25 protein-coding genes and 1 riboswitch are annotated in these 26,482 nt (G+C 70.5%); of the genes, 17 read left to right on the forward strand and 8 right to left on the reverse strand.

Features of this window, described 5'->3' with window-relative positions:
• The first annotated feature begins 71 nt into the window (after positions 1 to 71).
• From def to rpe, 6 genes are all read left to right on the forward strand, one after another.
• Entirely contained in the window at positions 72 to 617 is a 546-nt protein-coding gene (def, locus tag AC1DS4_RS01735) for a peptide deformylase (RefSeq protein ID WP_477632052.1), read from the forward strand.
• The gene (gene fmt / locus AC1DS4_RS01740) at positions 617 to 1,555 is read left to right on the forward strand and encodes a methionyl-tRNA formyltransferase (RefSeq protein WP_477632053.1); all 939 of its coding nucleotides are present in this window, start codon (positions 617 to 619) and stop codon (positions 1,553 to 1,555) included. The genes def and fmt overlap by 1 nt, the downstream gene beginning before the upstream one ends.
• Positions 1,548 to 3,086, forward strand: coding sequence for an RsmB/NOP family class I SAM-dependent RNA methyltransferase (locus AC1DS4_RS01745; protein WP_477632054.1), 1,539 nt, complete (start codon positions 1,548 to 1,550; stop codon positions 3,084 to 3,086). The genes fmt and AC1DS4_RS01745 overlap by 8 nt, the downstream gene beginning before the upstream one ends.
• 5 nt (positions 3,087 to 3,091) lie before the next feature.
• Entirely contained in the window at positions 3,092 to 3,652 is a 561-nt protein-coding gene (locus AC1DS4_RS01750; protein WP_477632055.1) for an N-acetyltransferase family protein, read from the forward strand.
• A 42-nt stretch (positions 3,653 to 3,694) separates the two neighbouring features.
• Positions 3,695 to 4,747 (forward strand): LLM class flavin-dependent oxidoreductase, encoded by a 1,053-nt coding sequence (locus AC1DS4_RS01755; protein ID WP_477632056.1) that lies wholly within the window; start codon positions 3,695 to 3,697, stop codon positions 4,745 to 4,747.
• A gap of 82 nt (positions 4,748 to 4,829) precedes the next feature.
• Complete coding sequence (gene rpe / locus AC1DS4_RS01760) at positions 4,830 to 5,486, forward strand: ribulose-phosphate 3-epimerase (RefSeq protein ID WP_477632057.1); 657 nt, start codon at positions 4,830 to 4,832, stop codon at positions 5,484 to 5,486.
• 43 nt (positions 5,487 to 5,529) lie between these two features.
• Here the strand turns inward: rpe and AC1DS4_RS01765 are convergent, their stop codons facing one another.
• Entirely contained in the window at positions 5,530 to 6,960 is a 1,431-nt protein-coding gene (locus AC1DS4_RS01765; RefSeq protein WP_477632058.1) for an HNH endonuclease signature motif containing protein, read from the reverse strand.
• A gap of 214 nt (positions 6,961 to 7,174) precedes the next feature.
• Positions 7,175 to 7,303: riboswitch (FMN riboswitch) on the forward strand.
• Positions 7,304 to 7,424: 121 nt separating this feature from the next.
• On the opposite strand from AC1DS4_RS01765, the gene ribD reads away from it, so the two are divergent.
• Genes ribD through AC1DS4_RS01805 form a run of 8 tightly spaced genes read left to right on the forward strand, consistent with a single transcriptional unit; the run spans position 7,425 to position 13,084 of the window.
• Entirely contained in the window at positions 7,425 to 8,450 is a 1,026-nt protein-coding gene (gene ribD / locus AC1DS4_RS01770) for a bifunctional diaminohydroxyphosphoribosylaminopyrimidine deaminase/5-amino-6-(5-phosphoribosylamino)uracil reductase RibD (RefSeq protein ID WP_477632059.1), read from the forward strand.
• The gene (locus tag AC1DS4_RS01775) at positions 8,450 to 9,052 is read left to right on the forward strand and encodes a riboflavin synthase (protein WP_477632060.1); all 603 of its coding nucleotides are present in this window, start codon (positions 8,450 to 8,452) and stop codon (positions 9,050 to 9,052) included. The genes ribD and AC1DS4_RS01775 overlap by 1 nt, the downstream gene beginning before the upstream one ends.
• The gene (locus AC1DS4_RS01780) at positions 9,049 to 9,753 is read left to right on the forward strand and encodes a nicotinamide mononucleotide transporter family protein (protein ID WP_477632061.1); all 705 of its coding nucleotides are present in this window, start codon (positions 9,049 to 9,051) and stop codon (positions 9,751 to 9,753) included. The genes AC1DS4_RS01775 and AC1DS4_RS01780 overlap by 4 nt, the downstream gene beginning before the upstream one ends.
• Positions 9,750 to 10,976 (forward strand): bifunctional 3,4-dihydroxy-2-butanone-4-phosphate synthase/GTP cyclohydrolase II, encoded by a 1,227-nt coding sequence (locus tag AC1DS4_RS01785; RefSeq protein WP_477632062.1) that lies wholly within the window; start codon positions 9,750 to 9,752, stop codon positions 10,974 to 10,976. Before AC1DS4_RS01780 ends, AC1DS4_RS01785 begins: the two co-directional genes overlap by 4 nt.
• Entirely contained in the window at positions 10,973 to 11,458 is a 486-nt protein-coding gene (ribH, locus tag AC1DS4_RS01790) for a 6,7-dimethyl-8-ribityllumazine synthase (RefSeq protein WP_477612730.1), read from the forward strand. The genes AC1DS4_RS01785 and ribH overlap by 4 nt, the downstream gene beginning before the upstream one ends.
• Positions 11,455 to 11,718 carry a phosphoribosyl-ATP diphosphatase gene (locus AC1DS4_RS01795; RefSeq protein WP_477612731.1) on the forward strand — a complete coding sequence of 88 codons (264 nt, stop codon included), beginning with the start codon at positions 11,455 to 11,457 and terminating at the stop codon, positions 11,716 to 11,718. Before ribH ends, AC1DS4_RS01795 begins: the two co-directional genes overlap by 4 nt.
• Positions 11,719 to 11,732: 14 nt before the next feature.
• A complete protein-coding gene (gene hisG / locus AC1DS4_RS01800; protein WP_477612732.1) occupies positions 11,733 to 12,578 on the forward strand; it encodes an ATP phosphoribosyltransferase in 846 nt (281 codons plus the stop codon).
• Entirely contained in the window at positions 12,575 to 13,084 is a 510-nt protein-coding gene (locus AC1DS4_RS01805) for a PH domain-containing protein (protein WP_477612733.1), read from the forward strand. Before hisG ends, AC1DS4_RS01805 begins: the two co-directional genes overlap by 4 nt.
• Positions 13,085 to 13,089: 5 nt before the next feature.
• Here AC1DS4_RS01805 and AC1DS4_RS01810 read toward each other — a convergent pair whose 3' ends face one another.
• The 4 genes from AC1DS4_RS01810 to AC1DS4_RS01825 all read right to left on the reverse strand — a co-directional run bounded on the left by AC1DS4_RS01810 (position 13,090) and on the right by AC1DS4_RS01825 (position 16,656).
• Complete coding sequence (locus AC1DS4_RS01810) at positions 13,090 to 14,286, reverse strand: MFS transporter (protein ID WP_477632063.1); 1,197 nt, start codon at positions 14,284 to 14,286, stop codon at positions 13,090 to 13,092.
• Between the two features lie 23 nt (positions 14,287 to 14,309).
• The gene (locus AC1DS4_RS01815) at positions 14,310 to 15,428 is read right to left on the reverse strand and encodes an FUSC family protein (protein ID WP_477632064.1); all 1,119 of its coding nucleotides are present in this window, start codon (positions 15,426 to 15,428) and stop codon (positions 14,310 to 14,312) included.
• A gap of 1 nt (position 15,429) precedes the next feature.
• Positions 15,430 to 16,005, reverse strand: coding sequence for a DUF5655 domain-containing protein (locus tag AC1DS4_RS01820; protein WP_477632065.1), 576 nt, complete (start codon positions 16,003 to 16,005; stop codon positions 15,430 to 15,432).
• Positions 16,006 to 16,068: 63 nt separating this feature from the next.
• Positions 16,069 to 16,656: a nucleoside/nucleotide kinase family protein gene (locus AC1DS4_RS01825; RefSeq protein WP_477645979.1), complete on the reverse strand. Its 588-nt coding sequence runs from the start codon at positions 16,654 to 16,656 to the stop codon at positions 16,069 to 16,071.
• A gap of 31 nt (positions 16,657 to 16,687) precedes the next feature.
• Here AC1DS4_RS01825 and hisF point away from each other — a divergent pair, with 31 nt between their 5' ends.
• A complete protein-coding gene (gene hisF, locus AC1DS4_RS01830) occupies positions 16,688 to 17,461 on the forward strand; it encodes an imidazole glycerol phosphate synthase subunit HisF (protein ID WP_477632067.1) in 774 nt (257 codons plus the stop codon).
• 23 nt (positions 17,462 to 17,484) lie between these two features.
• Here hisF and AC1DS4_RS01835 read toward each other — a convergent pair whose 3' ends face one another.
• Positions 17,485 to 18,129: a TIGR03085 family metal-binding protein gene (locus AC1DS4_RS01835; RefSeq protein WP_477612739.1), complete on the reverse strand. Its 645-nt coding sequence runs from the start codon at positions 18,127 to 18,129 to the stop codon at positions 17,485 to 17,487.
• A gap of 69 nt (positions 18,130 to 18,198) precedes the next feature.
• Between AC1DS4_RS01835 and AC1DS4_RS01840 the strand changes: the two genes are divergently transcribed.
• Both AC1DS4_RS01840 and AC1DS4_RS01845 read left to right on the forward strand, forming a co-directional pair.
• Entirely contained in the window at positions 18,199 to 20,028 is a 1,830-nt protein-coding gene (locus AC1DS4_RS01840) for an ABC transporter ATP-binding protein (RefSeq protein WP_477632068.1), read from the forward strand.
• 35 nt (positions 20,029 to 20,063) lie between these two features.
• The gene (locus AC1DS4_RS01845) at positions 20,064 to 21,806 is read left to right on the forward strand and encodes an ABC transporter ATP-binding protein (RefSeq protein ID WP_477613414.1); all 1,743 of its coding nucleotides are present in this window, start codon (positions 20,064 to 20,066) and stop codon (positions 21,804 to 21,806) included.
• Positions 21,807 to 21,831: 25 nt separating this feature from the next.
• Here the strand turns inward: AC1DS4_RS01845 and AC1DS4_RS01850 are convergent, their stop codons facing one another.
• A complete protein-coding gene (locus AC1DS4_RS01850; RefSeq protein WP_477632069.1) occupies positions 21,832 to 24,516 on the reverse strand; it encodes a P-loop NTPase fold protein in 2,685 nt (894 codons plus the stop codon).
• A 263-nt stretch (positions 24,517 to 24,779) separates the two neighbouring features.
• The gene (locus AC1DS4_RS01855) at positions 24,780 to 26,276 is read right to left on the reverse strand and encodes a cobyric acid synthase (RefSeq protein WP_477632070.1); all 1,497 of its coding nucleotides are present in this window, start codon (positions 26,274 to 26,276) and stop codon (positions 24,780 to 24,782) included.
• Positions 26,277 to 26,482: the final 206 nt, after the last annotated feature.

Here is a 26,482-nt window from a genome sequence, read left to right on the forward strand (position 1 = left end):
TGGGGACGCGGCATACACTGACAGCCCCTTTTCGCCCGCCCAGCCATGCTCGTCCAACCACAGGAACAGCGTTGTCGATCCAGAACATCCGCCTCTTCGGTGACCCCGTGCTGCGCACGCCGGCCGAGCCCGTCGTCGACTTCGACCGCGAGCTGCGTCAGCTGGTCAAGGACCTGACCGAGACGATGATCGACGCCCCCGGAGCGGGACTCGCCGCACCCCAGATCGGGGTGGGGCTGCGCGTGTTCACGTACTGGGTCGACGGCGAGCTGGGCCACCTGGTCAACCCTGACCTCGACCTCTCGAGCGAGCTCCAGGAGGGCGATGAGGGCTGCCTGTCGTTCCCCGGCCTGAGGTTCGAGACACCGCGGGCGCTGCGGACCGTCGCCAAGGGCTTCAACCAGTTCGGTGAGCCCGTGGTGATCGACGGCTCTGAGCTGCTGGCTCGGTGTCTGCAGCACGAGACCGACCACCTCGACGGGATCCTGTTCATCGACCGGATGGACCGCGAGCAGCGCAAGGCGGCCATGAAGGCGATCCGTGAGGCGGAGTGGGCCGCTGGCGACGCCCCCGTCGTCAAGGTCAGTCCGCACGCCACCTTCGGCCGGGGGATGTGATGCGGCTGGTCTTCGCCGGCACGCCCGAGCCTGCGGTGCCGTCGCTCGACGCCCTGATCGCCTCCCCCCACGAGGTCGTCGCCGTGGTGACCCGTCCCGACGCCCGAGCCGGCCGCGGCCGAGGTGTGGTGAGGTCGCCGGTGCGCCAGCGAGCCGAGGAGCTCGGCATCGAGGTGCTGACCCCGGACCGTCCGCGCGACCCAGACTTCCTCGAGCGACTGCGCGCCCTGGCGCCGGATGCGTGCCCGGTGGTGGCCTACGGCGCCCTGATCCCGCAAGCGGCCCTGGAGATCCCGCTGCACGGCTGGGTCAACCTGCACTTCTCCCTGTTGCCCGCGTGGCGGGGGGCCGCACCAGTGCAGCACGCCGTGATGGCCGGCGACGAGGTGACCGGGGCCTCGACCTTCCTCATCGAGGCCGGCCTCGACACCGGGCCGGTCTTCGGGCTGATGACGGAACGGATCCGCCCGCGTGACACCGCCGGGGACCTGCTCGGCAGGCTTGCGGAGGGGGGTGCGGGCCTGCTCGTCGCGACGTTGGACGGCATCGCCGACGGTGCCCTGACTCCCGTGCCGCAGGCGGTCGACGGGGTCTCGCTCGCGCCCAAGATCGAGGTCGAGGACGCACGGGTGCGCTGGGACCGACCGGCCGTCGCGGTGGATCGCCAGGTGCGTGGGTGCACCCCCGCGCCGGGCGCGTGGTCCACCTTCCGTGGCGAACGGGTCAGGCTGCTGCCCGTCCACCCCGACGAGGGTCATGTCGGGCCACAGCTTGCCCCGGGAGAAGTCGCCGCCGGGAAGCGCGAGGTCCACGTGGGCACCGCCAGCGGGCCGGTCCGCCTCGGTCAGGTGCGACCGCACGGCAAGAAGCAGATGGCCGCGGCCGACTGGGCGCGAGGGGTCCGCATCGACGCAGGAGAACGGTTCAGCCATGAGTGACCAAGCACCACGCGGGCCTCGTCGGGACGACGATGGTGGTCGCCGCAACGCGAAGGGTCGTCAACGCCCCGAGCGGACGCACGGCGACAGCCAGCGATCGGCGCAGCGGCCCAGCGAGCGCAACCGCAGCAGCGACCCCCAACGCCTCGCGGCCTACACCGTCCTGCGAGCCGTCGCCGAGGGCGCCTACGCCAACCTCGAGCTCCCGAAGGTGTTGCGCGACAGGGGGATCAACGGCCGGGACGCCGCGTTCACGACCGAGCTCGTCTATGGCGCGGTGCGGATGCACGGGCTCTACGACCCCATCATCAGCGTTGCGGCAGGACGACCCGTGGCCAAGATCGACCCCAATGTCCTGGACACCCTCCGGCTCGGCGCCCACCAACTGCTGGGCATGCGGGTGCCGACCCATGCGGCGGTCGACGAGACGGTGGCGCTGGCGCGCAAGGTCAACGGCGCCGGAGCGGCAGGTTTCGTCAACGCAGTCATGCGCAGGATCAGCGAACGTGACCTCGAGGCCTGGCTCGCGGAGGTGGTGCCGGCCGACGACCTGACGGCCCGGTTGGCCGTCGAGCAGTCGCATCCGGAGTGGATCGTCAAGGCGCTGCGTGCCGCCCTGCTCGGTCATGGCGCCGCGACCGCCGACACCGTGGACGCGGAGCTGACCGCCTTGGTGACGGCGGACAACGCTGCCGCGAAGGTGTCTCTCGTGGCCCGCCCGGGACTGGCCACCGTGGCCGAGCTCGTGGGCGCCGGCGCCTCTGCCTCGCGGCTCTCACCCTGCGGTGCGGTCCTCGACGGAGGTGACCCGGGCGGCATACCCGCGGTGCGCGAGGGGCGTGCAGCGGTCCAGGACGAAGGATCGCAGCTGGTCGCGCTGGCACTGGCGGCGGTGCCCGTCGAGACCGAGGGGACCGAGCAGTGGCTCGACCTGTGCGCCGGCCCCGGGGGCAAGGCGGGGCTGCTCGCGGGTCTGGCCATCGAGGCGGGCGCCGACCTCACCGCCAACGAGGTCAGCGAGCACCGTACCGAGCTGGTCCGCCAGACGCTGCGTCCCGCGATCGCGCGCGCGACGGAGGCGGGCCGCACCGTCACGGTGCGGACGGGAGATGGTCGGACGATCGGCGAGGACGAGCCGGACCACTACGACCGAGTGCTGGTCGACGCTCCGTGCACCGGTCTGGGTGCCCTGCGTCGACGCCCCGAGGCCCGGTGGCGGCGCACCACGGCCGACCTCGCCGACCTCGGCAAGCTCCAGCGCGAGCTGCTCGCCTCTGCCATCGACGCGACGGCGCCCGGGGGAGTCATCGCGTACGCCACGTGCAGCCCCCACCTGGCCGAGACGTCGTTCGTCGTGGGAGACGTGACCAAGCGCCGGTCGGATGTCGAGCTGCTCGACACCCGTGACTTCGTCCGCGACAGCGACGGCGCCGTCGTGGACATCCCGGGCACGGGTGCCACGGTGCAGCTGTGGCCACACCTGCACGGCACGGACGGCATGTTCCTGGCGCTGTTGCGCAAGAAGGGGTGAGCCGGGTGACCGGTCCCGCGGACCGCGGTGGCAGAGCCAGGGTCGCCCCGGTGCCGGTGACGCTGCGCCCGATGCTCGTCGAGGACGCGCCGGGTGTGGGGGCCATGCACCACCAGGCATGGGTCGACACCTATGCCGCCGTTCTGCCGGAGGACTACTTCTCCACGTGGACCGTCGACGCGGCCGTCGAACGCTGGCGCGGCCTCTTGGCTGCCCGGACACCGACCGGCACCAGACGCTTCGTGGCGGTCGAGCAACACGCCAACGGCGAGGAGATCTGCGGGCTGGTCGCAGCTGGGCCCTCCCGGGACCCGGCCGGGCGACCCGACCACGTCCGTCCGGCGGAGCTGTGGGCGCTCTATGTCGAGGCTTCGCGACACGGCACCGGTCTGGGCCAGCGGCTCCTCGACGCGGTGCTCGAGCGGCAGGATCCCGCGGAGCTCTGGGTCTTCCGCGACAACCCGCGAGCGCGCGCCTTCTACGTCCGGAACGGCTTCGCGCCCGACGGTGCGACGTTCGTCGACGACCGGTTCCCCGACCTCCCCGAGATCAGGATGGTCCGCTGACCCCGCCGGAATAGCGCTCGGTGGCAGCCGGTTGGCCCACAGGTGAGCACACCTGCGCTGTCCGTCCTCGACCTCGTCCCCGTCCGCAGCGACCAGACCACGGGGGACGCGCTGGCCGCGACCCGGTCGCTGGCGCGGGTTGCGGACCGCCACGGCTACCGCCGCTACTGGCTGGCCGAGCACCACAACATGCCCGCGGTGGCGGCGACGAACCCGCCGGTCCTCATCGCGATGGTGGCCGCCGCCACGGAGCGGATTCGCGTCGGCTCCGGCGGGGTCATGCTGCCCAACCATGCACCACTGGTCGTGGCCGAGCAGTTCGCCCTGCTGGAAGCAGCGCACCCGGGGCGCATCGACCTCGGGATCGGACGTGCCCCCGGCACCGACCCGGTGACCAGCTACGCCTTGCGACACGGCGCAGGCGGGGTCGACCAGGACGCGGTCCAGCGGTTCCCTCAGTACGTCGACGACGTCATGGCCCTGATGTCTCCCGAGGGTGTCGGCATCAGGGTCGGCGGCGACGTCCACCCCTTGCACGCCACTCCCCGGGCCGCCTCGGCACCCGACGTCTGGCTGCTCGGGTCTTCCGACTACTCGGCGCGCCTGGCGGCGGAGCGCGGCCTGCCGTACGTCTTCGCCCACCACTTCTCGGGGCGCGGCACGGCAGCAGCCCTCGACCTCTACCGCGGGGGCTTCAGGCCATCCGCCGCGCATCCGGTGCCACGCACCTTCCTCACGGTCAACGTCGTGGTGGCGCCCAGCCAGGTCGAGGCCGAGCGACTCACGCTGCCGAACCTGGCGTCGATGGTGGCGCTGCGGACCGGCGGTCGACTTGCCCCGCAACTGCTCGTCGAACAGGCGGAGGAGGCCGGGATCGCGGACGGGCACCGCGATCTCGCCACCGAGATGCGTGGGCGTTGGGTCGTCGGCACTCCCGACGTCGTCGCCGAGCAGCTCACCGCCCTCGCTGCCGAGTACGACGTCGACGAGGTGATGGTCCACCCTGTCGCCGGAGCCGTGAGCGGCACCCCCACGGCCCTCGCACCGGCTCGTGAGGCGACGTTGGCGCTGCTGGCAGACGCGTTCGGTCAGTAGGTCGCATACGCGTCCCCCGCCTCCGCCGCCCCCGACGACGCCCGCCCCGTCGCCGCGTTGGCGGGCGGATACAGTGTCGGCCGTGCAGATCTCGCCGAGCATCCTCTCCGCCGACTTCGCGAACCTCGAGAGCGAACTGGGCCGCATCGCCAACGCCGACTGGGCGCACGTCGACGTGATGGACGGCCACTTCGTGCCGAACCTCACCCTGGGGCTCCCTGTCGTCGAGGCCCTCGCGAAGGTGAGCCCGATCCCGCTGGACTGCCACCTGATGATCGACGACCCCGACCGCTGGGCCCCCATGTATGCCGAGGCGGGCGGCGCGTCCGTCACGTTCCACATCGAGGCCGCTCGCGACCCGCGCGCCCTGGCGAAGAACCTCCGCGCCCTGGATGTCCGGGCGGGCATGGCCATCAAGCCGGGGACCCCCTTCGCGCCGTACGAGGATCTCCTGCCCGACCTGGACATGGTGCTCGTCATGACCGTGGAGCCCGGTTTCGGGGGACAGTCCTTCATGGCCGACCAGATGCCGAAGGTGGCCCAGGTGCGCGAGGCGGTGCGGCGCCTCGGTGGCGAGGTCTGGGTGCAGGTCGACGGGGGAGTGTCAGCCAAGACCATCGAGCAGTGTGCCGAGGCAGGTGCCAACGTGTTCGTCGCGGGATCGGCCGTCTACGGTGCCGAGGACGCGGCCGCCGCGGTGGACGAGCTGCGCGCCCTGGCGGCGACGCACGCCCACTGAGCAGACCGGCATCCTCGTCGGTCCCGGCCGTGTCCTGGGGCCGTCAGCCGGACTCGTCCCAGCGGCGGATCGCATCGAAGGGGTCGCGCTCGATCACTGCTGGCCCGGCGGCGGATCTCTCGGCTGCGCCTGAGACAACGCGCAGGCGCGGCGTGAAGGTGTCCTCGAGCTCGCGATCGGAGGGAATCTCGATCTCAGCCCAGCGAGCTCGTTCCCCCGACGGTGGTCGGTAGGTCGTGACCCTGTCGTCGCACTCGCGCGAACCCTCGTCCGGTGGGGCGAGCTCGTCAGGCCCTGGCGGTCGCAACTGGTGCCCGTAGCGATTCACGACGACGAGCCCATCGTGGCGAGTCGGGTCTCCGGTGACGGTGAAGTCCCCGCGATCGATGGCGTCGTGGTGGAACGGACAGAGGCTGATCTGGTTGTCGTCGTCTGTGGCGCCACCGTGGGCCCAGTCGTCGAGGTGGTGGATCTCGACGAACCGGGTTGCGGTGCATCCTGGAAACCGGCATCCGCGGTCGCGGTCCTCGATCAGCCTGCGTGAGCGCCGGGGGAGGATGCGCATCGTGCGGCCGACGCTGATCGGTCGCCCCTGCGTCTCCCACACTGGCTGGAGCGCGCCGTCCGTGAGGAACCGCTTGACGAGCCGCGTCGGGATGGCGCCCCCGCCGTTGATCCAGGCGCCGTCCGTGTCCAGGTGGAGGTAGACCCTGTAGTGGCTGGCGCGGCTCGTGGAGGCAACGCCGGCCAAGGACCGCTGCGCGACCTCCGCGAGGCCATCCGCGTAGGTGGGTTGAGGGGCTGCAGGCGGGTCGCCGTCCCGCTGCTGGAGGAACAAGGCGTCCTTGGCCTCCTTGACGGCCTGTTCGACGAGCGCCCCGATCGTCGCGGGCGCGCTGTAGCGGAGCTGGAACCGGCCATCTCGGTCGTAGTGCATGGACAGCTCTGGCTTGGCACACGCACGACGCTCAGACTCGCCTTGCGGGCCGCTCGGATGGTCGAGCGCGACAGGATCCGCAGACACCCCGGGGGACGCGGACTCCACCTCGGTCGCAGGGTCGCGGAACGCGTGTCGGCTCACGGCGCGGCGCAGCTGCGGCACCGTGGCGTGCCGAGCCAGGTGGGTCATCGACGCCTGGTGGCTGGCGGGCACGTGGTGAGCCACGACGGCAGCCGCATCCAGCGACAGCTCACCAGCGCTCACCGCCGCGGCTGCATCCGGCAGCTCCGCGCGGCGTCGGGCCACCGCGACGACGTCGCGGGCGTGCGCGGGGGACAGGCCGGCTCGGACGATCAGGTAGTGCTCGGGGGAGCGGAAACCGCCGTCGCCCCAGTGCCCACCCTCAATCAGCTTCGCGACGATGTCGGCCAGCTCGGCGTGGGCCCGGTTGAGCTGCCCAGCCACCATTGCCGTACGGGTCCAGAGGTCCTGCTGGACCTCCTCCCGCTGCGTGGCGATAGCGCTGACCGACATGGCTCAATCGTACACCTGTTCGAATGGCAACGACAAGACCATCCACAACCAATTCTGTTGTGGCGCAATCCATTTCGCGGCCCTACCCATGTCAGAGGTATGTGGTAGAGGCTCAGGCAGAGCTGGCAAGTGTTCTCCTGGCTGCCCCCTTCGTGAGGACCGTCACGCGGACGGGACGGCGCGCACCCAGCCGTGCTGCGGCATACTGGACACTGACGTGCTCCGGGGTCGGTGTAATTCCGAACCGGCGGTGACAGTCCGCGACCCGACCGCAGCCAGCGGCCGGTTGACTGGGTGGAACTCCCAGACCGACGGTGAAAGTCCGGATGGTAGGCAGCACGCGACAGCGGGACCAGTGGGTTCGCAGTGCGGCAGTTGCCGACCCTGCGTTCCGACCCTCGCCAGCAGGCCCGCCTGCACACCCCCGGAGCTCAACCGACACGGTTTCGAGCAAGGGCAGGACAGTGGCAGAGCACACCTCGACAGACACGGCGATGATGCGTCGTGCCCTGGGGCTGGCTGCCCATGGCCCCCGGGCCAACCCCAACCCACGCGTCGGGTGCGTTCTCGCGGACGCCGCCGGCGACGTCGTGGCCGCCGGCTGGCACCGCGGCGCGGGGACGCCCCACGCCGAGGCCGACGCCCTGAGCGCCGCAGGGGAGCGCGCGGCGGGGTGCACGGCCTACGTCACCCTGGAGCCGTGCAACCACAGCGGGCGGACCCAACCCTGCGCGGCGGCCCTGCATGCCGCGGGCGTGGCTCGGGTGGTCTATGCCCAGACCGACCCCAACCCGGCCGCCGCGGGTGGGGCCAAGTGGCTGCGCAGGAGGGGTGTCAAGGTCGAAGGCGGCCTGCTGGCCGACGAGGCACAGGCCCTGAACGCGACGTGGACCCATCTGGTCACCACCGGGCGCCCGTGGGTGACCTGGAAGCTCGCGACCACGCTCGACGGTCGCAGTGCGGCGGCTGACGGGACCAGCCAGTGGATCACCGGCGAGGCCGCCCGGGCCGACGTCCACGAGCAGCGCTCCCGCAGTGGGGCGATCCTCGTGGGGACCGGCACGGCGCTGCTCGACAACCCACAGCTCACCGCGCGACGTCTCGACGGCTCGCTCTACCCCGAGCAGCCGATCCGGGTGGTCATGGGCGAGCGTGACCTCCCGCCGGACGCCCGAGTGCTCGACGACGCGGCTCCCACGTGGCAGCTGCGGACGCGCGACCCCAAGGACGTCCTGTCGGCGCTCGCCGAGGCCGAGGTGCACCACCTCTGGCTCGAGGGGGGTCCCACCGTCGCGGCTGCGTTCATGGCGGCCGACCTGGTCGACGAGCTCGTGGCCTACGTCGCGCCCGTCCTGTTGGGGCGCGGCCGCCCGTCGGTCAGCGACCTGGGGATCACGTCGATCGACCATGCGCTGCGCCTGCAGCCGACCGACATCACCCTGATCGGCGACGACGTGCGGATCACGGCATCACTGAAGGGGGCTCGCTGATGTTCACGGGAATCGTCGAGGAGCTCGGCCGGGTCGTTGCCCTCGACGCGGGTGCCGACTCGGCCCGACTGACGGTGGCCGGACCACTCGTCACGTCCGACGCCGAGCACGGCGACTCCATCGCCGTCAACGGCGTCTGCCTGACCGTCGTCGAGCACGACTCCGAGCAGTTCACCGTCGACGTCATGGCCGAGACCCTCGACCGCAGCAGCCTCGGTACCCTCAGGGCCGGCGACCCCGTCAACCTCGAGCGCGCCATGGCAGCCTCGAGCAGGTTCGGCGGCCACATCGTCCAGGGCCACGTGGACGGAACGACCCGGATCCTCGCGCGAACGCCGGGGGAGCGGTGGGAGGTCGTGCAGTTCGGCCTGCCGAACGCCCTGGCCCGCTACGTCGTCGAAAAGGGGTCGATCACCGTCGACGGCGTCAGTCTCACGGTCTCCTCCGTCGACGACGCGACGTTCAGCGTCTCGCTGATCCCCACCACCCTCACCCTCACCACGTTGGGACACAAGGAAGTTGGCGACACCGTCAACCTCGAGGTTGATGTCCTCGCCAAGTACGTCGAACGCCTGCTCACCTCCAAGGAGACCTCCGCATGAACATCTTCAGTCGGCTCTACGAAGCGCACCTGACGATCGCCGGCCACCCCATCACGTGGCGCGAGATCGTCGGCAACGCCTTCGGCTTCGCCTCCGCCATCGGCGGGTTGCGACGACGAGTCTGGGCCTGGCCGATCGGCATCGTCGGCAACGTGCTCCTGTTCACGGTCTTCATCGGTGCGACCTTCGACGCACAGGCGCAGCAGCCGTTGTTCGGCCAGGCCGGCAGGCAGGTGTTCTTCATCCTGACCAGCGTCTACGGGTGGTGGCGGTGGAACGAGCAGCGCAAGGCACGTCATGATCTCTCCGCCGCCGCGATCACACCCCGCTGGGCCACGCTCCAGGAGCGGGTGGCATACCTGGTCGCGGCCGCCGCGGGCGTGCTGGTGTTCCAGTGGGTCTTCTCCGTGATCGGAGCCGGCTGGCCGGCGCCACGCTGGTACTTCTGGTGCGACGCCTGGATCTTCGTCGGTTCGATGGTCGCGACCTACGCGATGGCCCGCGGCTGGAACGACTTCTGGCTGGCGTGGATCGCCGTCGACCTCGTCGGTGTGCCCCTGCTCTGGCACTCGAAGTACTACCCGACAGCCATCCTGTTCGTCGTCTACGGAGGCTTGGTCGTCTACGGCTTCTTCGTCTGGCTCAAGGCTTCCCGTGAGGAGCGCGACCCCGCTCCCGAGCTGAGTGAGGTGTCGGCATGATCGGTCTGGCCACCGTCGAGGCGGCCCTCGCGGCGCTGCGCGAAGGGCGTCCGGTGCTGGTCACCGACAGCGAGGACCGCGAGAACGAGGGCGACGTCATCCTCGCCGCCCAGACCCTGACGGACGAGTGGCTGGCGTGGACCATCCGCCACACCAGTGGCTACGTCTGCGCCCCGATCACCAGCGAGGCAGCGGACCGGCTCGGGCTTCCGCTCATGGTCGCCGACAACCGTGACCCGCTGCGGACGGCGTACACCGTGACCATCGACGCCGCGGCGGGCGTGACCACGGGCATCAGTGCGGCCGATCGTGCGCAGACCATCCGGTTGCTGGCAGACCCGTCGTCGACGACCGAGTCGTTCGTGCGTCCCGGTCACGTGATCCCGTTGCGTGCCAAGCCCGGCGGGGTGCTGGAGCGGCCCGGTCACACCGAGGCAGCCGTCGACCTCTGCCGGCTCGCTGGGCTCGCGCCCGTCGGCGCGATCGGCGAGCTCGTCAACGACGACGGCACGATGATGCGCCTGCCCGAGGTGCTGGCGACCGGGGCGGTCACCAACATCCCCGTCATCACCATCGAGCAGCTGATCGCGTGGCGGCAGCTGCACGACCGCGTCGAGACCCTCGCCGAGACGACCCTGCCCACCCGGCACGGCGACTTCTCGGCGATCGGGTTCCGCGACAAGCTCACCGGTGACGAGCACGTGGCGCTGATCAGCCCGCGCGGTGCCACCGGGCCGAACCCGCTGGTGCGACTGCACTCCGAATGCCTCACCGGTGACGCCTTCGGCTCCCTGAGGTGCGACTGCGGGCCACAGCTCGAGCGATCCATGGAGCGGATCGCCGCCGAGGGCGGTGTGCTCGTCTACCTGCGTGGACACGAGGGCCGTGGTGTGGGGCTCGTCTCGAAGCTTCAGGCCTACGCCCTGCAGGACGCCGGCCTCGACACCGTCGACGCCCAGCTGGAGCTCGACCTTCCGATCGACGGCAGGGAGTATGCCGCCGGCGCGGCCATCCTCAGCGCCCTCGGTCTGGGAACGGTCCGGTTGCTGACCAACAACCCGGCCAAGGTCGCGGCCTTGCAGGGATACGGGATCGAGGTCGCGGCCGTCGAGCGCCTCTCGATCGCGCCCAACCCCGCCAACCGTGCCTACCTGCGGACCAAGCGCGATCGGATGGGGCACGACCTCGTCGTTGACGCGAGCGACCAGGGAGCCAGCGCGTGAGCGGTCACGGCGCGCCTGCCCTCACCGCCGACGGGTCGGGCCTGCGAGTCGCCATCGTGGCGGCCTCGTGGCACACCGAGGTCATGGACGGACTGGTCGCGGGCGCCCAGCGTGCCCTCGCCGAGGCGGGGGTCGAGGACGTCCTGCTCGTCCGGGTGCCGGGCACGGTCGAGCTGACCGTGGCCTGCGCGCGTCTCGCGCCGGCACACGACGCCCTCGTGGCCCTCGGTGTCGTGATCCGCGGTGGCACACCGCACTTCGACTACGTCTGCTCGGGGGTGACGCACGGGCTGGCGCAGGTCAGTGTCCGCACCGGGGTCCCCGTCGGGTTCGGGGTGCTCACGTGCGACGACGACGCCCAGGCACTCGACCGTGCCGGGCTGTCCGGATCCAGTGAGGACAAGGGCCACGAGGCGGCCATGGCCGCGGTGGCGACCGCGGTCACCCTGGGCACCCTCGCTCCCCGTACCCTTGGCCCGTGAAGACTTTCGACGATCTGTATGCCGAGCTGGCCGAGAAGGCGGTGAGCCGACCCGAGGGCTCGGGCACCGTACGCGCGCTGGACGCCGGCGTTCACGAGATCGGCAAGAAGATCGTGGAGGAAGCCGCCGAGGTCTGGATGGCTGCCGAGCACGAGGGCAAGGACCGCGCGGCGGAGGAGATCAGCCAGCTGCTCTACCACCTCCAGGTGCTCATGGTCGCTTCCGACATCACCCTCGACGACGTCTACGCACACCTCTAAAGGACTTCACGGACATGCTGCGAATTGCTGTGCCCAACAAGGGTTCCCTGTCCGAGCCCGCGGTCGAGATGCTGCGCGAGGCGGGATACCGCACGCGTCGTGACACCAAGGAGCTGGTCCTCACCGACGCGGACAACGAGGTCGAGTTCTTCTACCTGCGTCCCCGTGACATCGCTGTCTACGTCGGGTCCGGCACCGTGGACTGCGGTGTCACCGGCCGCGACCTGCTGCTCGACGCCGGCAGTGCGGCGATCGAGGTCATGACGCTCGGCTTCGGGGGTTCGACCTTCCGGTATGCCGCGAAGCCCGGCACCTGCGCGAGCGTCGCCGAGATCTCCGGTCACCGGGTCGCGACGAGCTATCCGGGGCTCGTGGGGAAGCACCTCGCCGACCAGGGAGTCAGCGCTGAGGTGGTCCGTCTCGACGGCGCGGTCGAGACCGCCATCACCCTGGGCGTCGCCGACGTGATCGCGGATGTCGTCGAGACCGGCACGACGTTGCGGCAGCAGGGGCTCGAGGTCTTCGGTGAGGAGATCCTGCGCAGCGAGGCCGTCCTCATCCGTCGCGAGGGCTCTCACGAGACAGCCGCGGTGGACGTGCTGCGTCGTCGCCTCACCGGGGTGGTCACGGCGCGTCACTACGTGATGCTCGACTACGACGTCCCTGTCGACCTCGTCGAGGCAGCCTGTGCCATCACCCCAGGACTGGAGTCGCCCACCGTCTCAGCCCTCCAGAACAAGGAGTGGGCCGCCGTGCGGGCGATGGTCCCGCGAGTGCGGACCAACGCCATCATGGACGAGCTCTACGACCTCGGGGCGCGGGCGATCCTGGTGACCGACATCGCTGCCTGCCGGTTGTGACCACCGTGACCCCGTCGGGTCGGGCCGCCAGCGCGGACGAGCAGGCAGCCTTTGCGGTCTTCCGGGCGCGACGGGGACGGTCCGTCGCCTATGCGTTCGCCGCTGCCACCCTCGTGGTCTTCGGCGTGATCGCGCTGCTGCTGCCCGGGCCGGCGCAGGGTGGGACGTGGCGCACCGGTGACAGGATCTTCTTCGCCGCGGTCGGGGTCGCGATCGCGGTGCTGCTGTGGCGGTTCGCCTCGATCAGGGCGGTCCCGACGCGCGACTCCCTGACCGTCCGCAACCTCTTCACCACCCGCACCGTGGCCTGGCGCGAGATCGTCGACGTGCGGTTCTCGGGTGGCGACCCGTGGGTGACCATCGCCCTGTCCGACACCGACACGGTGGCCGTCATGGCGATCCAGAAGGCGGACTCGGGCTTCGGGCGCGCGGAGGCCGGCCGCCTCGCCGCCCTCGTCCAGGCCCTCGGCCCCTCGGCCACCAGTCCCGACGTGACCCTGGACTGACTCGGTCAGTCGACCTTGCGCAGCCCTGGCCGGAGCAGCGAGGAGAACGCGACCTGGCCGAGCATGAGGACGGTCAGCGCACCCCAGACGGCCGTGAAGGACCCCGACACGTCCCGGACCGTTCCCATCATCGCCGGCCCGAACGAGGCGACCGTGTAGCTGACGAAGAAGGCCATCCCCGCCAGCCGCCCGCTGGCAGCAGCGGTGCCTGCGTAGTCGACCATGAGCACCAGCCCGAGCGCGAAGGACGCGCCTTGGCCGAATCCCAACACCGTGGCCCAGACCCACGGGGCTGCCGTAGGTGCGAGCCACAGCCCGGACTGTCCCAGGAGCCCGAGCACGGCCGCCGACAAGAGCAGCACCCGGCGGTCGGTGATCTTGTCGGTCAGCGCCGGTGCCGCGAGCCCGGACACGAGCTGGGCGGCTGTGAAGACCGAGAGAAGGTAGCCCGCGTGGGTCGGGTCCCAGCCGCGCGCGGTGTACGACGGGGCGAGCCAGGCCAGCGTGGAGTAGAACTCGACGGACTGCACCGCGAGGTAGCCCGCCACGAGCCAAGCGGTGACGTGTCGCCAGGGCAGCCCGACGGGGGCCAGCACCGACGGGTTCGCCGCACGGTGCCGGGCGTGCCCCGTCAGGACCGGCACCCACGCCAGGACCCCCACGAGGGCGAGGACTGACCACGATCCCAGCGCGGCCTGCCACGATCCCAGCCACCCCTCGAGCGGCACCGACAACGCGGAGGACGCACCGGCGCCACCCATCATCGCCAGCATGTAGAGACCAGTGACGAGCCCGGCCCGCTCAGGGGGGAACAGCTCCTTGACCAGGCCCGGGAGGAGGGTGCCGCCGATGGCGATGCCTACGCCCGCGAGGAAGGTCCCGGCATACAGTGGCCACGTGGCGCCGCCTGCGAAGCGCAGCGCCAGCCCCACGGCCACGGATGCGATGGACAGCTCGATGGAGGCCGCTGCGCCGAGGCGGGCGGCGATCCGTTGCGCGAAGGGCGCGAACAGCCCCATGCACAGGACCGGCAGGGTGGTGAGCGCGCCGAGGGCTGTGTTGGACAGGCCGAGGTCGCCCGCGATGGACTCGGTGAGTGGCGGGACGCTGGCCATGGCGGTGCGCAGGTTGGCAGCCACCGCGACCAGGGCCAGGGCCATCAGCCAGACGGGGGGCAGGTGGGGGCTGGGACGGGAAGACATCGCCGTCAGTCTCGCAGCCCCGCTCAGTCCTCCTGCCGTCCGGTCGACATCGACTCGGGCACCAGGTCACGAGCCTGCGTGAGCGGCATGCCGGTGAGCATCAGCAGGTCGACCACCATCGACCGGATCTGAGCGCGCATCACCTCGCCGGACAGCCCCGCCGACGCGTCGATGACGGCGCTGGCCTCACCGATCCGTTGCAGCCCGACCCGCGCGTTGGTGGGGAGTCGACGTTCGCCGAGCTCATGGGCGATGTCCTCGCTCGTCTCGGCGAGGGCATCCAACAGCCGCAGGTATGCCGTGGGAACCTCTTCCCCACGCCAGGTCGCGATGGCGGCCCGGCGGACCAGGACTCGCAGGTTGCGGATGGCGCGGTCGAGGGGTTCGAGCAGGTCGGCGATGGCCTGCACGCCGGGGAGGTGGCGCCGCCTGAACGGTGACAGCCGGACGACCGCCACCCCCTCGGCGGACAACGCCCTGGCCTCGTCGAGCATCGACTCGGAGTCGCGGGCGCGGGCGAGCGTGGCCGAGGCGAGGTCGGCGTCGTGCTCCCTCAGCGAACGCGCCGTGTCGGCGAGGATCTCGCCGATCTCGTGCACCACCAGCGCGGTCTGCTGTCGCGGTTTGCGCAGCGGGGCAGCCGGGGCGACCAGGGTGAAGAGCAGGGCCACGACCCCTCCGACGACGGCGTCGAGCCAGCGGGTGAACGCCTGCCCGGACCCGGCCACCAAGGTGGTGACGATGACGGACTGCACCCCGGCCTGGGTGATGAGCAGCATCCCGGCGCCGAGGAGGGCGGCGACACTCATCGCGAGCACGACGACGACCACGATCTGCCAGAACCCGGACCCGAAGAAGTGGACGAAGACGTCGCCGACGAAGACACCGACCGCCACACCGATCATCACCTCGGTGACTCGGCGCAGTCGCTGACCGAACGACATCCCCAGGGAGATCATTGCCGTCACCGGGGCGAAGAACGGCCGGGTGTGGTGCAGGACCGAGCTGGCCACCCACCAGGCGGTGGCCGCGCCGAGGCCGCACTGGACGATGAAGAACATCCGGCTGAGCAGCCGGTCGGTGCGGGCGCGCGCCTCCCTTCGGGAGCGGGCGGCGGCGCGGGCGAGGTCGGCGCTGGGCACGTCAGCCGTTCTGGCGGTAGGCCGCCTCGAGCAGGGGCTCCAGCGAGCGGAGGTCGTCCTCGTCGGCATCGGCGGCCAGGTGGAGCCAGTGGGTTGCCTGCGCGAAACCCCTCGCGGGAGACAGGCGTTCGTCCTCAGGGGGGCTCCCGCGGAAGCGGAACCCCACACGCACGGTCCCGCGCGGACCTGGGGCGACGGCGACGAACTGGGTCTTGCGGATGACCGGGATGTAGGTGCCTCGCCCCTCGCGCCTGGCGTCCTCGCCGAGGGCTTCGGCCAAGGTCATGACAGCGTCGTGGATCGCACGCAGGTGCGCCTTCGACCCGCTGTAGAGCGCATCCGTGTAGGCGTCGACGTCCGGAGGCTGCCAGCCCGCACCGGTGGCAGCGGCATCCGCGATGGCCCACTGAGAGTTCTGCGGGACGCCGTGCACCTCCTTGAGCCAGGCGCGGACGGCCCGTTGGTCCAGGGGGTCGGGGCCGGACTCACGCACCAACGCCACCCACTCGTCCAGCGAACGACCAGTGCGTTCCTCCATGGAGGTCGTGACGGCCGCCATCATGTCTGCCGGTTCCATGCCCCGATTATGTATGCCGCGTGCTCACCGCGGCGTCGAGGACGGTCGACGGAGCTGGGACGGTCAGCGACTGAGCTGCTGCCGCCGGTCCAGGGTCGTGTCGAGATAGAGGTCGGCCCGCTCCCAGGTGCGGTCCGCCTCGTAGAGGCGGCGTTCCTGGACGGCCCAGCCGTCCCAGAACTGGGCGAAGACGGCGTCGCGGGCGATGCCTCTCGCCTTGCGCACGGACTCCTCGGCCTCGACCCACACCAGGACGGATGCCGCCTTCCCGGCCGGGAGGGCGCCCGCCCCGCACCCCTCGAGGACCACCACCTCCGACGACGGCAGCTGCACCCACTCGGCATACCGGTCGGTGGCCCAGTCCCACCGCCGGTAACGGGCCGGGTGGCCGAGCGTGAGCGGCCCGACGATCCACTCCTGGACCCGCGGGGGGGCGGCCCGCCCCCCCCCCCCGCCCCAGCCGGGGTAGAGGTCGTCCATGTGCACGGTGGGCGCTGCGAGGGCAGCCGCCACAGCGCTCGCCAGGGTCGTCTTGCCGGCGCCGCTGGGTCCGTCGATGCAGATGAGGTGTGTTGTGCCACAGAGTGCTTCGCTGGCATCGACCAGCGTGACGATGACCGCGACTGCTTCCGTTATCTGGTCGCTGGGCATGTGTTCCAGACTAGATCGCTAGGCTCGCGTAGTGAGTGTTGCGACCCGTGTCATCCCGTGCCTCGACGTGGACGCCGGCAGGGTGGTGAAGGGAGTCAACTTCGCCAACCTGCGCGATGCGGGCGACCCCGTCGAGCTCGCCAAGGCCTACGGCGAGCAGGGCGCCGACGAGCTCACCTTCCTCGACGTGACCGCCAGCAGTGCCAACCGCGAGACGACCTACGACATCGTGCGTCGCACCGCGGAGCAGGTCTTCATCCCGCTGACCGTCGGCGGGGGAGTGCGCACCGTCGACGACGTCGACCGGCTGCTGCGGGCCGGTGCGGACAAGGTGGGCGTGAACACGGCCGCGATTGCCCGCCCCGAGCTCATCTCCGAGGTGGCCGACAGGTTCGGCTCGCAGGTGCTGGTGCTGTCTGCCGACGTCCGGCGTCGCCGCGACAACTCCGGCTCGCCGACCACGGGGTTCGAGGTCACGACGCATGGTGGTCGCCAGAGTGCGGGGCTGGACGCGATCGAGTGGTGCGCCCGCGCGGCCGAGCTCGGCGCCGGTGAGATCCTGCTCAACTCGATGGATGCCGACGGTACCAAGGACGGTTTCGACCTCGAGCTCATCGAGCAGGTCCGCCGAGCGGTGCGGATCCCCCTGATCGCCAGTGGGGGAGCCGGACGAGTCGACCACTTCGCCCCTGCCGTGCGTGCTGGGGCGGACGCCGTGCTGGCCGCCAGTGTCTTCCACTTCGGCGAGCTCACCATCGGTGAGGTCAAGGAGGCCCTGCGGGAGGGCGGCATACCAGTGCGTTGACCGCGGTCGTTTTCCGCAGCGGGTCAGGTCAGGCCGAGCGGGGCGTCCCACAGCGCTTCGATGGCGGCGTCGCTGCCCGTCACCTCGAGCGCGGCCACGCGGCGGCGGCCGTAGGCAGCCAGGAGCAGCTCGGACGGGTGGCCCTCGATCACGACCGTGCCGAGGTCGGTCGTGTCCTTGGCATGGAGGGTCTTGCCCTCCGGGGTGCTGAGGACGACACCCACCGGACTGCGGCGGAAGAAGAGCTTGCCCATGCGGGACAACGTCTTCCAGAGGGCGCGGCTCTCTCGCTCGGTCAGCTCCCTGCGAGGTCCCACCTGCTCGTCACCACGCAGGACGTCCTCGTGGTGGACGAAGAACTCCACGAGGTTGACCGCGTTGTCGACCCGGCTGTTCTGGGTCGGGGACCAGGCCGGCGGCCCCGAACGCACGAGGTCGACGAGCTCGTCCCACGGCTTGGCGGCGTACTCGGCCATGCCGTCCTCGAGCCGTGAGGCCAGGGCGGGGACCCAGATGCCCGGCGCCAGGTCCGGTCGGCGCTCACGCACCACGAGGTGGGCCGCGAGGTCGGCCGTCGTCCACGGGGAGCACAGGGTGGGCGCGTCCGGCCCGGTGGTCAGGAAGGTGTCACACAGGGCGTCGCGCTCGAGCCGGGCGAGGTGGGTCATGGACGCCATCATGCCCGGCACATGAGAAGGTTGCTCTTCCCACCCTTGTGCCTGATCCGGAGGTTCGTTGTGTCCGTCGACGCCGCGCCGTCGCTGCGCCGCAGCCTCGGCATCGTGGGCGTCGGGATCCGGCGCGAGCCACGCTGGTTCGCGCTGGCGGTGGCCGGGAGCACGCTCTACGGCGTGATGACCGTGCTGACGGCCTGGGCCATCGGCAAGGTGACGCGTGAGCAGGTCCAGCCGGCTGTCGCCGCAGGGCACGCCACCGCGACCCAGCTGTGGACCATCTTCGGATGGATCGCCGGGGTCGTGGTCATCAACGTGGTGGGGGTCGTGATCCGGCGGATCGCCGCCGGCTACACGATGTACAACGTCGCTGCCGGGTTCCGCCGCGAGGTGACGCGGCAGTACCTCCGGCTCCCGCTCGCCTGGCACCACCGGCACCCCTCCGGGCAGCTCTTGTCCAACGCCAACGCCGATGTCGAGGCGACGTGGAACGTCTTCGCCCCACTGCCGATGGCGATCGGCGTGATCGTCATGCTGGTGGCCGGCATCGTGCAGATGGTCCTCGTCGACCCCGTGATGGCCATCATCGGCCTGACCGTCTTCCCGTTGCTGTTCCTCGCGAACATGGTGTTCCAGCGGGCCATGTCACCGCGGGTCTCCCGGGCGCAGCAGCTCCGCGCCGAGGTCAGCGAAGTCGCCCACGAGAGCTTCGAGGCAGCGCTCATCGTCAAGTCGATGGGGCGCGAGCAGCAGGAGTCCGACCGGTTCGAGGAGGTCACCCGACGGCTGCAGCGGGCCAACGTCGAGGTCGGCCGCACCCGGGGGACCTTCGACCCGGTCATCGAGTCCATCCCGACGCTCGGCACGCTCGCCGTCCTCGCCGTGGGCGCCCACCAGGTCGCCTCCGGTGCCCTCACTCCCGCGGCGGTCGTCCAGGTGGCCTACCTCATCTCGGTGCTCGCCTTCCCCGTGCGCGCCCTCGGCTGGGTGCTCGGAGAGCTCCCGCGCACGGTCGTCGGCTGGGACCGGGTCGATGCGGTCCTCAAGGCCCGTGGTGAGCTGGCCTTCGGTGAGACGCAGCTGCCGCGTCGAGGCTCCTCGCACGCCGAGCTGAGGGGGGTCGACTACTCCTATGACATCGTCGACGAGGCAGGCGAGGAGGGCACCTTCCAGGCCATCCACGGTGTCTCGCTCGAGGTCCCCGCGGGGTCGACGGTCGCCCTGGTCGGGCCCACAGGCTCGGGCAAGACCACGCTGACCAACCTCACGCTGCGCCTGGTCGACCCGCATCGCGGGCACGTGACCATTGACGGTTTCGACCTTCGGGAGATCGCCCGCGGAGGGGTCTCCGCGGCGGCGGCGCTGGTGCCACAGCAGACGTTCATGTTCGACGACACGGTCAGCGGCAACGTCGCGCTGGGCGGCGACTACGCCGACGCCGAGGTGTGGGAGGCGCTGGAGATCGCGCAGGCGACCGGGTTCGTGAAGGACCTACCCCTCGGCATCGAGACCCGGGTGGGCGAGCGCGGCACCTCCCTGTCGGGCGGTCAGCGCCAGCGGATCGCGTTGGCCCGGGCCGTGATCCGCCGGCCTCAGCTGCTCGTCCTCGACGACGCCACCAGTGCCGTGGACCCGGCGGTCGAACAGGCGATCCTGGCCGGCCTGCGACGGTCCAGTGCCGGCACCTCGGTGCTCGTCGTCGCCTACCGGATGTCGACGATCACGCTCGCCGACCAGATCGTCTACGTCGAAGGTGGGCGGGTGGTCGACCACGGCACGCATCGCGAGCTCGAGGAGCGGTGCGTCGGCTACCAGCGGCTCGTCACGGCCTACGCTCGAGAGGCTGCCGAGCGCGCTGCCCTCGCCGCCGACGAGGAAGGGGCGTCCGCGTGAGCACCTCCATCGACACGACCTCGTCCCTGGGGACCATGGCGACCCTGCGTCGCGGGCTGGACCTCTCGCCCGAGCTCCGGCGCGGACTCGGGGTGACTCTCGGGCTCGCCGCGATCACGACCGTCGGGCGGATCGTCGTGCCGTTCGTGGTCCAGCAGACGACCGACCACGGGCTGCTCGGCAAGGACGGTCCCGACCCGGGACTGGTCACCCGTTACGTGCTCCTCGCCCTGATCGCCGTCGCGGCCACCGCCCTGAGCGCGTATGCCGTGAACGTGCGCCTCTTCAAGGCCTCCGAGGCCGGGCTGGCGTCGTTGCGGCTCAAGGCTTTCCGCCACATCCACGACCTGTCGATGCTCACGCAGAACACCGAGCGCCGGGGGTCGATGGTCAGCCGCGTGACCTCCGACGTCGACACCATCAGCCAGTTCGTCCAGTTCGGCGGCATCATCCTCGTGCTCAGCCTGGGACAGATCGCCGTCGCGACCGGGTTGATGTTCTTCTACAGCCCCCTCCTGACGGGGGTCGTGTGGCTGTGCTTCGTGCCGCTGCTGTTCGTCATCCGGCGGTTCCAGAAGATCGTCGGGCGGGCCTACACGGTCGTGCGCGAGCGGGTCGGCGACCTGCTCGCGGCGGTCTCGGAGTCCGTTGTCGGGGCGGCGACCATCCGGGCCTACGGCGTCGAGGAGCGCACGGCGCACCGCATCGACGGCGCCATCGAGGCGCACCGCAGCGCGTCGATCCGGGCCCAGGTGCGTTCGGTCGTGGCCTTCTCCTCGGGGCAGCTCGTCGCTGGCCTGACCCTTGCCGTCGTGCTCGTCGTCGGGACCATCCAGGCCGTCGGCGGCCACCTCACGCTCGGACAGCTGCTCGCCTTCCTCTTCCTCGTCAACCTGTTCACCCAGCCGGTGCAGCAGGCCACCGAGATCCTCAACGAGCTCCAGAACGCTGTGGCCGGGTGGCGCCGCGTCATCGGCGTGATCGACACCCCCGCCGACGTCGCCGATCCCGGTGACGACGGGCAGGTGTTGCCACGGGGACCGATCGCCGTCGACTTCGACGCCGTGTCCTTCGCCTATCCCGGGGCCGACACCGTCCTGCACGACGTCAACCTCGCCATCGGGCCGCGCAGCCGCGTGGCCATCGTGGGGGAGACCGGCTCGGGGAAATCGACCCTCGCCAAGCTGCTCACCCGCCTGATGGACCCCACCGAGGGCACCGTCCGCATCGACGGCGTCGACCTGCGAGACGTGCGCTTCTCCTCGCTGCGCGAGCGCGTCGTGCTGGTGCCGCAGGAAGGCTTCCTCTTCGACGCCACGCTGCGTGAGAACGTCCGGTTCGGGCGACCCGACGCGACCGACGAGGACGTGAAGCTGGCCCTCACCGAGCTCGGCCTCGACGCCTGGCTGGCCGGCCTGCCGCAGGGCCTGGCCACCGAGGTGGGGCAGCGGGGCGAGTCGCTGTCCGCCGGCGAGCGGCAGCTCGTGGCCCTGGCCCGTGCCTACCTCGCCGACCCCGACCTGCTCGTGCTCGACGAGGCGACCTCCGCCGTCGATCCCTCCACGGAGGTGCGCCTCCAGCGGGCGCTCGAAGGCCTCACCCGCGGCCGCACCTCGATCGCCATCGCCCACCGGCTCTCGACGGCCGAGGCCGCCGACGAGGTCATCGTCGTCGACCGTGGGCGCATCGTCGAGCGCGGCCCGCACCGAGACCTGGTCGAGCAGGACGGCGTGTATGCCGCGCTGCACGCCTCGTGGGCGGCCCAACAACGCGGCTAGCCCCGCTGAAGGCGCTTCGGCAGGGTCAACGTGTGGGCCGGTCGAAGCTGAGCCGCTGCACCATCTGGCATCGCTCACCGATGATGCGCGGCGTCACTTGCCTCCAGTGCTGGTTGGCGGGTTGGTCCAACCACGCCGACAGCCGGACCCGTTCGGCATCCTCGGTGCCCAGCGCCATGAGAGCGAGGTCCAACGGCTCGTTCTCCTTGGATTCCTTGAAGAACTCACGCGCAACGCGTGGCGTGCCCTCATGAATGGCTGCGAACAGAGCGGCGGCCAGTCGAGGTGAGTGGGGGCCGTCGCCGACGAGGGGCGGCCGCACCGAGAGCACGAACTGGACGGTGTTGACGAACCGCTTGATGCGCCGCGGTGTCTCACCGACGAGGGGGCCGAGACTCGCGACGAACTCCAGCTCGGTAGGAGTCAGGGCCAACGAGCTGGTCTCGAGCCTGAGCCCGCTTCCGCTCTGGCCGAGCATCGCGTCAAGGGCTTCAGAGCGTGACTCGTCCATGCTCAGCGCTCCGGGTGCCACGTTTCCGGCTTCGGCGGTGTCCCCGCGCACGGTTGGCCCGAGGAGGCCGGACACGATGTTTCGGCGGTCATCCCCTGACAGGGGCTGCACCCAGAACGGGAGCTGGAAGATCTTCTCCAGGTAGTCGCGGGCCGTGGGGAGTCCATCCGCAGAGGTCTTGTCGTCGTCCTGAGCCCGCAGGGCATGGAGTTGCTGGAGCAGCGCCGAGGTGAGCCATCGCGAGTCGACCGCAACGAAGACGACGAACAACGGGAAGGCGAGCAGCAAGTGCACGGCCTCAAGGACTTGGACGACCTTCGCGGGCGGGCATCGGTCGAGATCGTCGATGTACAGCACGATCCGGTTGGGGATCTGCACGTTGTGCGACGGCTGCCCATCGGGCGACGGGGCAACGGCCATCTGGTTGTTCTTGGTGACCTCGGCCTCGATCGTCCTCAGATCAGCCCGAACAGTCCCGAGGAAGCCGAGCTGCGCCCGGTAGTCGGTACTTCGTTTGTCTGCGAACTCGGTGAACACCCGCCCGGCGGTGAGGGTCTTGAGTTCTGCCTCGAGCTCGAGTGCTCGCTGCTTCTCCTGTGCCACGGTGGCGCTCTGGTCCGACAGCGCCTTCAGCATCTCGGCATGTCGGGCCTGCGCCCGGTCCAGGTCGCGCTGCGCCTGGGCGACAGGTGCCTGATGAGTCGCCCGCACCTGCTGCTGGGCCATGGCGATCGAGTGCCGCTGCTTCTGGCTCCAGCTCGTGAAGAGCCGCAGCCAGGCGATGAGCACGGGCACACCCGCGGCCAGACCGGCGAGCGCCGAGCCGACGTCTCCCACACCCGTCAGCCACCCGACCAGCCAGGTCACCAACGGGACCACGGCGACCGCTGCGCACAGCACGGCGAACCGGCGCCAGTCCTTCCAGTACGGGCCCAGGAGAGCCTTGCCCTGACGCATCTCCTCCCAGGCCTCCTCCAGCGCAGTGAGCAGCCCGTCCGCGTCGGCTCCGAGCGCCTTGACCCGCTCCTCGGACCAGACTTCGCTGAGCACCTTTCTGGCGGCGATCCTCGTGGCCTCCGGAACGGTCCCCTCCAGCTGGCCCGCCTCGTGCTTTCGCTGAGTGAGAGCGGCACTGGCGTTGGTCACGTCGTTCGCCGCGGCCTCAACCCGAACCCCGAGCTCCTCCTTGGCGAGCTCGGCGCTCTCGACCACGACGAGCTGCTCGGTCCATCGCGTCCGGACAGGGGCCTGCCTTTCCTCGACGAGGGTGCGGGTCTTGATGGCCGTGCCCAGCTTCTGGAAGATCTTCTCGAGCAACCCAGCCCAGAGATCGCCCTGCACATACTCCCAGGCGTTGAACTCGATGTGCTGGATGTTCTGCCAGATGGCGGATTCGTGTTGTGGTTGTCCGTCGCTCAAGGCCACCAGACCGCGGACGCGATTGCGCACGTCTCGCATCAAGAAGCTCTTTCCGCTTCCCCAGTCCCCGAACAGGCCAACTGCGAGCGGTGGCGCGAGGTCACGCGAGGCGACGAGATAGGCGAGGGCATTCGCCTCCGGCGAGATTCCCACCAGGTCCTGTTGTGGCAGGTCCGGGCTCGAGATGTCATCGGTCGAGAACCCCGCGACGTTGACCGGAGCACGCGGGTTGTTTCTCTGCAGCCATTCCCGCAGGGACGCCCCGGCGGTGCGCGGCTCGTCCTGAGGTCGAGTGGAGAGCCACGACTCGTACGACGAGGCGACGGCCTGTCGGCTCTCCCCGATGTACGTGAAAGCCGACTCGAAGCTGGTCATCAGCTCTGTCTGGATGGCCAGCATCGCACCGAGGAGATGGAGCAGCTGGACGTCACCGCCGCTCTGCCGCTGTGCCCAGTCGACGATGCCGTCGATCGGACCGCTCGGCACCGGCCGACCCACGCTCACCGACGGAGCCACGGCGGCGAGGTTCACCGGGGTCACGCGCGCGTACTGCTCGCCGACGATGTCGCGCGCCGTGAGACCGAAATGTGTCAGCAGTACCCGGACCTCTCCGTCACTGTCCGCGTGAGCCAGCATCGTGCCGACGAACAGGTCGCTCGGCGTCGGGAGCGGATCGGGGTCGGCCGCAGGAGTCCGTTCCCGGACCCGGGCAACAGCGCTTGCCCAGTCCAGCGCTCTCTGGACGGATGGCGACAAGCCGGCGGCCGGAGCCTCACTCATCTGTGCCCCCGCTTCATGTGCTCGGCACCCTGTGCTGCCGGTCCTGGACGGGTCCACCTCGGCCTTGACCCGTGCGAGCTCGAGGAGCGCCGAGGCGGGAGCCTGACAACAACTGGACCCATAGGGATGTTCTCACTCACAGACAGGGCATATCTCATGCAAGTGCCGTAGTTCGCGCTGCAACGCAAGGACCTGAGCCTGCATGCGCAACGCGAACAGAGGCAGGTCGGCGCTGTTGCGCTGCTACCTGCGAGCTCGGGCGGTCACCTCGCATCTCCGGGCGGCAGCACAGGCAGGCCCGAGGGTGCTCCTTCGTTGATCAGCGTGTCGATCGCGTCCATGTCGACGCACTCCTCGACGAGGTCGGCCAGGAGATCGAGCCTGGTCTGCCGGGCCGCCTCGAAGCTGACCCCACTGGCGGTGTGGGGGCGTCCCACCCACGCGGCGACCTCGCGCAGGAGCGAGTGCCGGAACTCGTCGGACTCCAGGCTCCCGTGCACCATCGTCCCGAGCACGTGCCGCCGGCGGGCTCCGCCGAAGAACTCCTCCTCCGCGCCGGTGGTGGTCACCCCGTGGTGGATCTCGTAGCCGGACACCGGAGCGCCCAACGCCGTTCCTTGCGCGAGGCGCAGGACCTTCCGGGGGGCGAACGTGGTCGTGGTGTCGAGCAGTCCCAGCCCCTCGGTCACCATCCCGGCCGGGCCCTCGACTCCCTCCGGGTCGGTGATGGTGCGTCCGAGCATCTGGAACCCGCCGCAGATGCCGAGCACGGGGCGTCCGGCGGCGGCATGGGTGACGACAGCTCGGTCCAGGCCGCGATGCCGCAGCCAGGAAAGGTCCGCGATGGTCGATCGGGTCCCGGGGAGCACGACGAGGTCGGCGTCGGCGAGGTCCTGGGGACGGGAGGCGAACCTCACGTCGACGTCGGGCTCCAGCCCGAGGGCGTCCAGGTCGGTGAAGTTGCTGATCCGCGGGAACCTCACCACCGCGACGACCAACGGGTGCTCGGCCTCGGCCGCTCGTCCGGCGAGGTCGAGGCCGTCCTCAGAGTCCAGCCACACGGCTGGGCTCCAGGGGATCACCCCCAGTACCGCTCGACCGGTGATGCGCTCGATCTCGCGGTTGGCCGGTTCGAGGAGGGTCTGGTCCCCCCGGAACTTGTTCGCCACGAACCCGGCCACAAGTCGCTGGTCGGCTGGCTGCAGCAGCGCCACGGTGCCATGGAGGGCGGCATACAGCCCGCCGCGGTCGATGTCCCCGACGACGATCACAGGTATGTCGGCGTGCCGTGCCAGCCCGAGGTTGATGTAGTCGTGCTCGCGCAGGTTGATCTCGGTGGGGCTTCCGGCGCCTTCGCAGATGACCACGTCGAAACGGCTGACCAAGTCGTCGTATGCCGCGAAGGCCGCCTTCGCGAGCGCTCCTCGCGACCCTGCGAACTCGGCCGAGGAGATGGAGCCCGCAGGGAGTCCGTTGAGGATGACATGGCTGCGCCGATCGCTCCCCGGTTTGAGCAGGACGGGGTTCATCGCCACTTCGGGTGCGGCTCCGGCAGCAACGGCCTGGATCCACTGGGCGCGCCCGATCTCGGCGCCCTGGCCGTCGGGGCCGGCCACGACCATCGAGTTGTTCGACATGTTCTGGGACTTGAACGGAGCAACGCGAACCCCGCGGCGGGCCAACAGCCTGCAGAGCCCAGTGGTCACGACGCTCTTGCCAGCATCCGAAGTCGTCCCGGCGACCAGCAGTGACCCCTTCACACTGCCTAGCCTACGAAGGATCGGTGAGGCTCATCCCGGCGCCCAGCACCCGCAACGGGCCGGGAGCAGCAGGGCTACGCGGATCCCGGCCGCACGACGGGCGCGAACAGGCTTGCGGTCACTGGGGCCTCTTGCGTCACCTGTGGGGACATCGCGGTCAACCGCGGCGAGCGGCGCCGGCGCCACGCCAGGCGAGGACGACGATG

The organism is Pedococcus sp. P3_C7 (genome assembly GCF_056402615.1).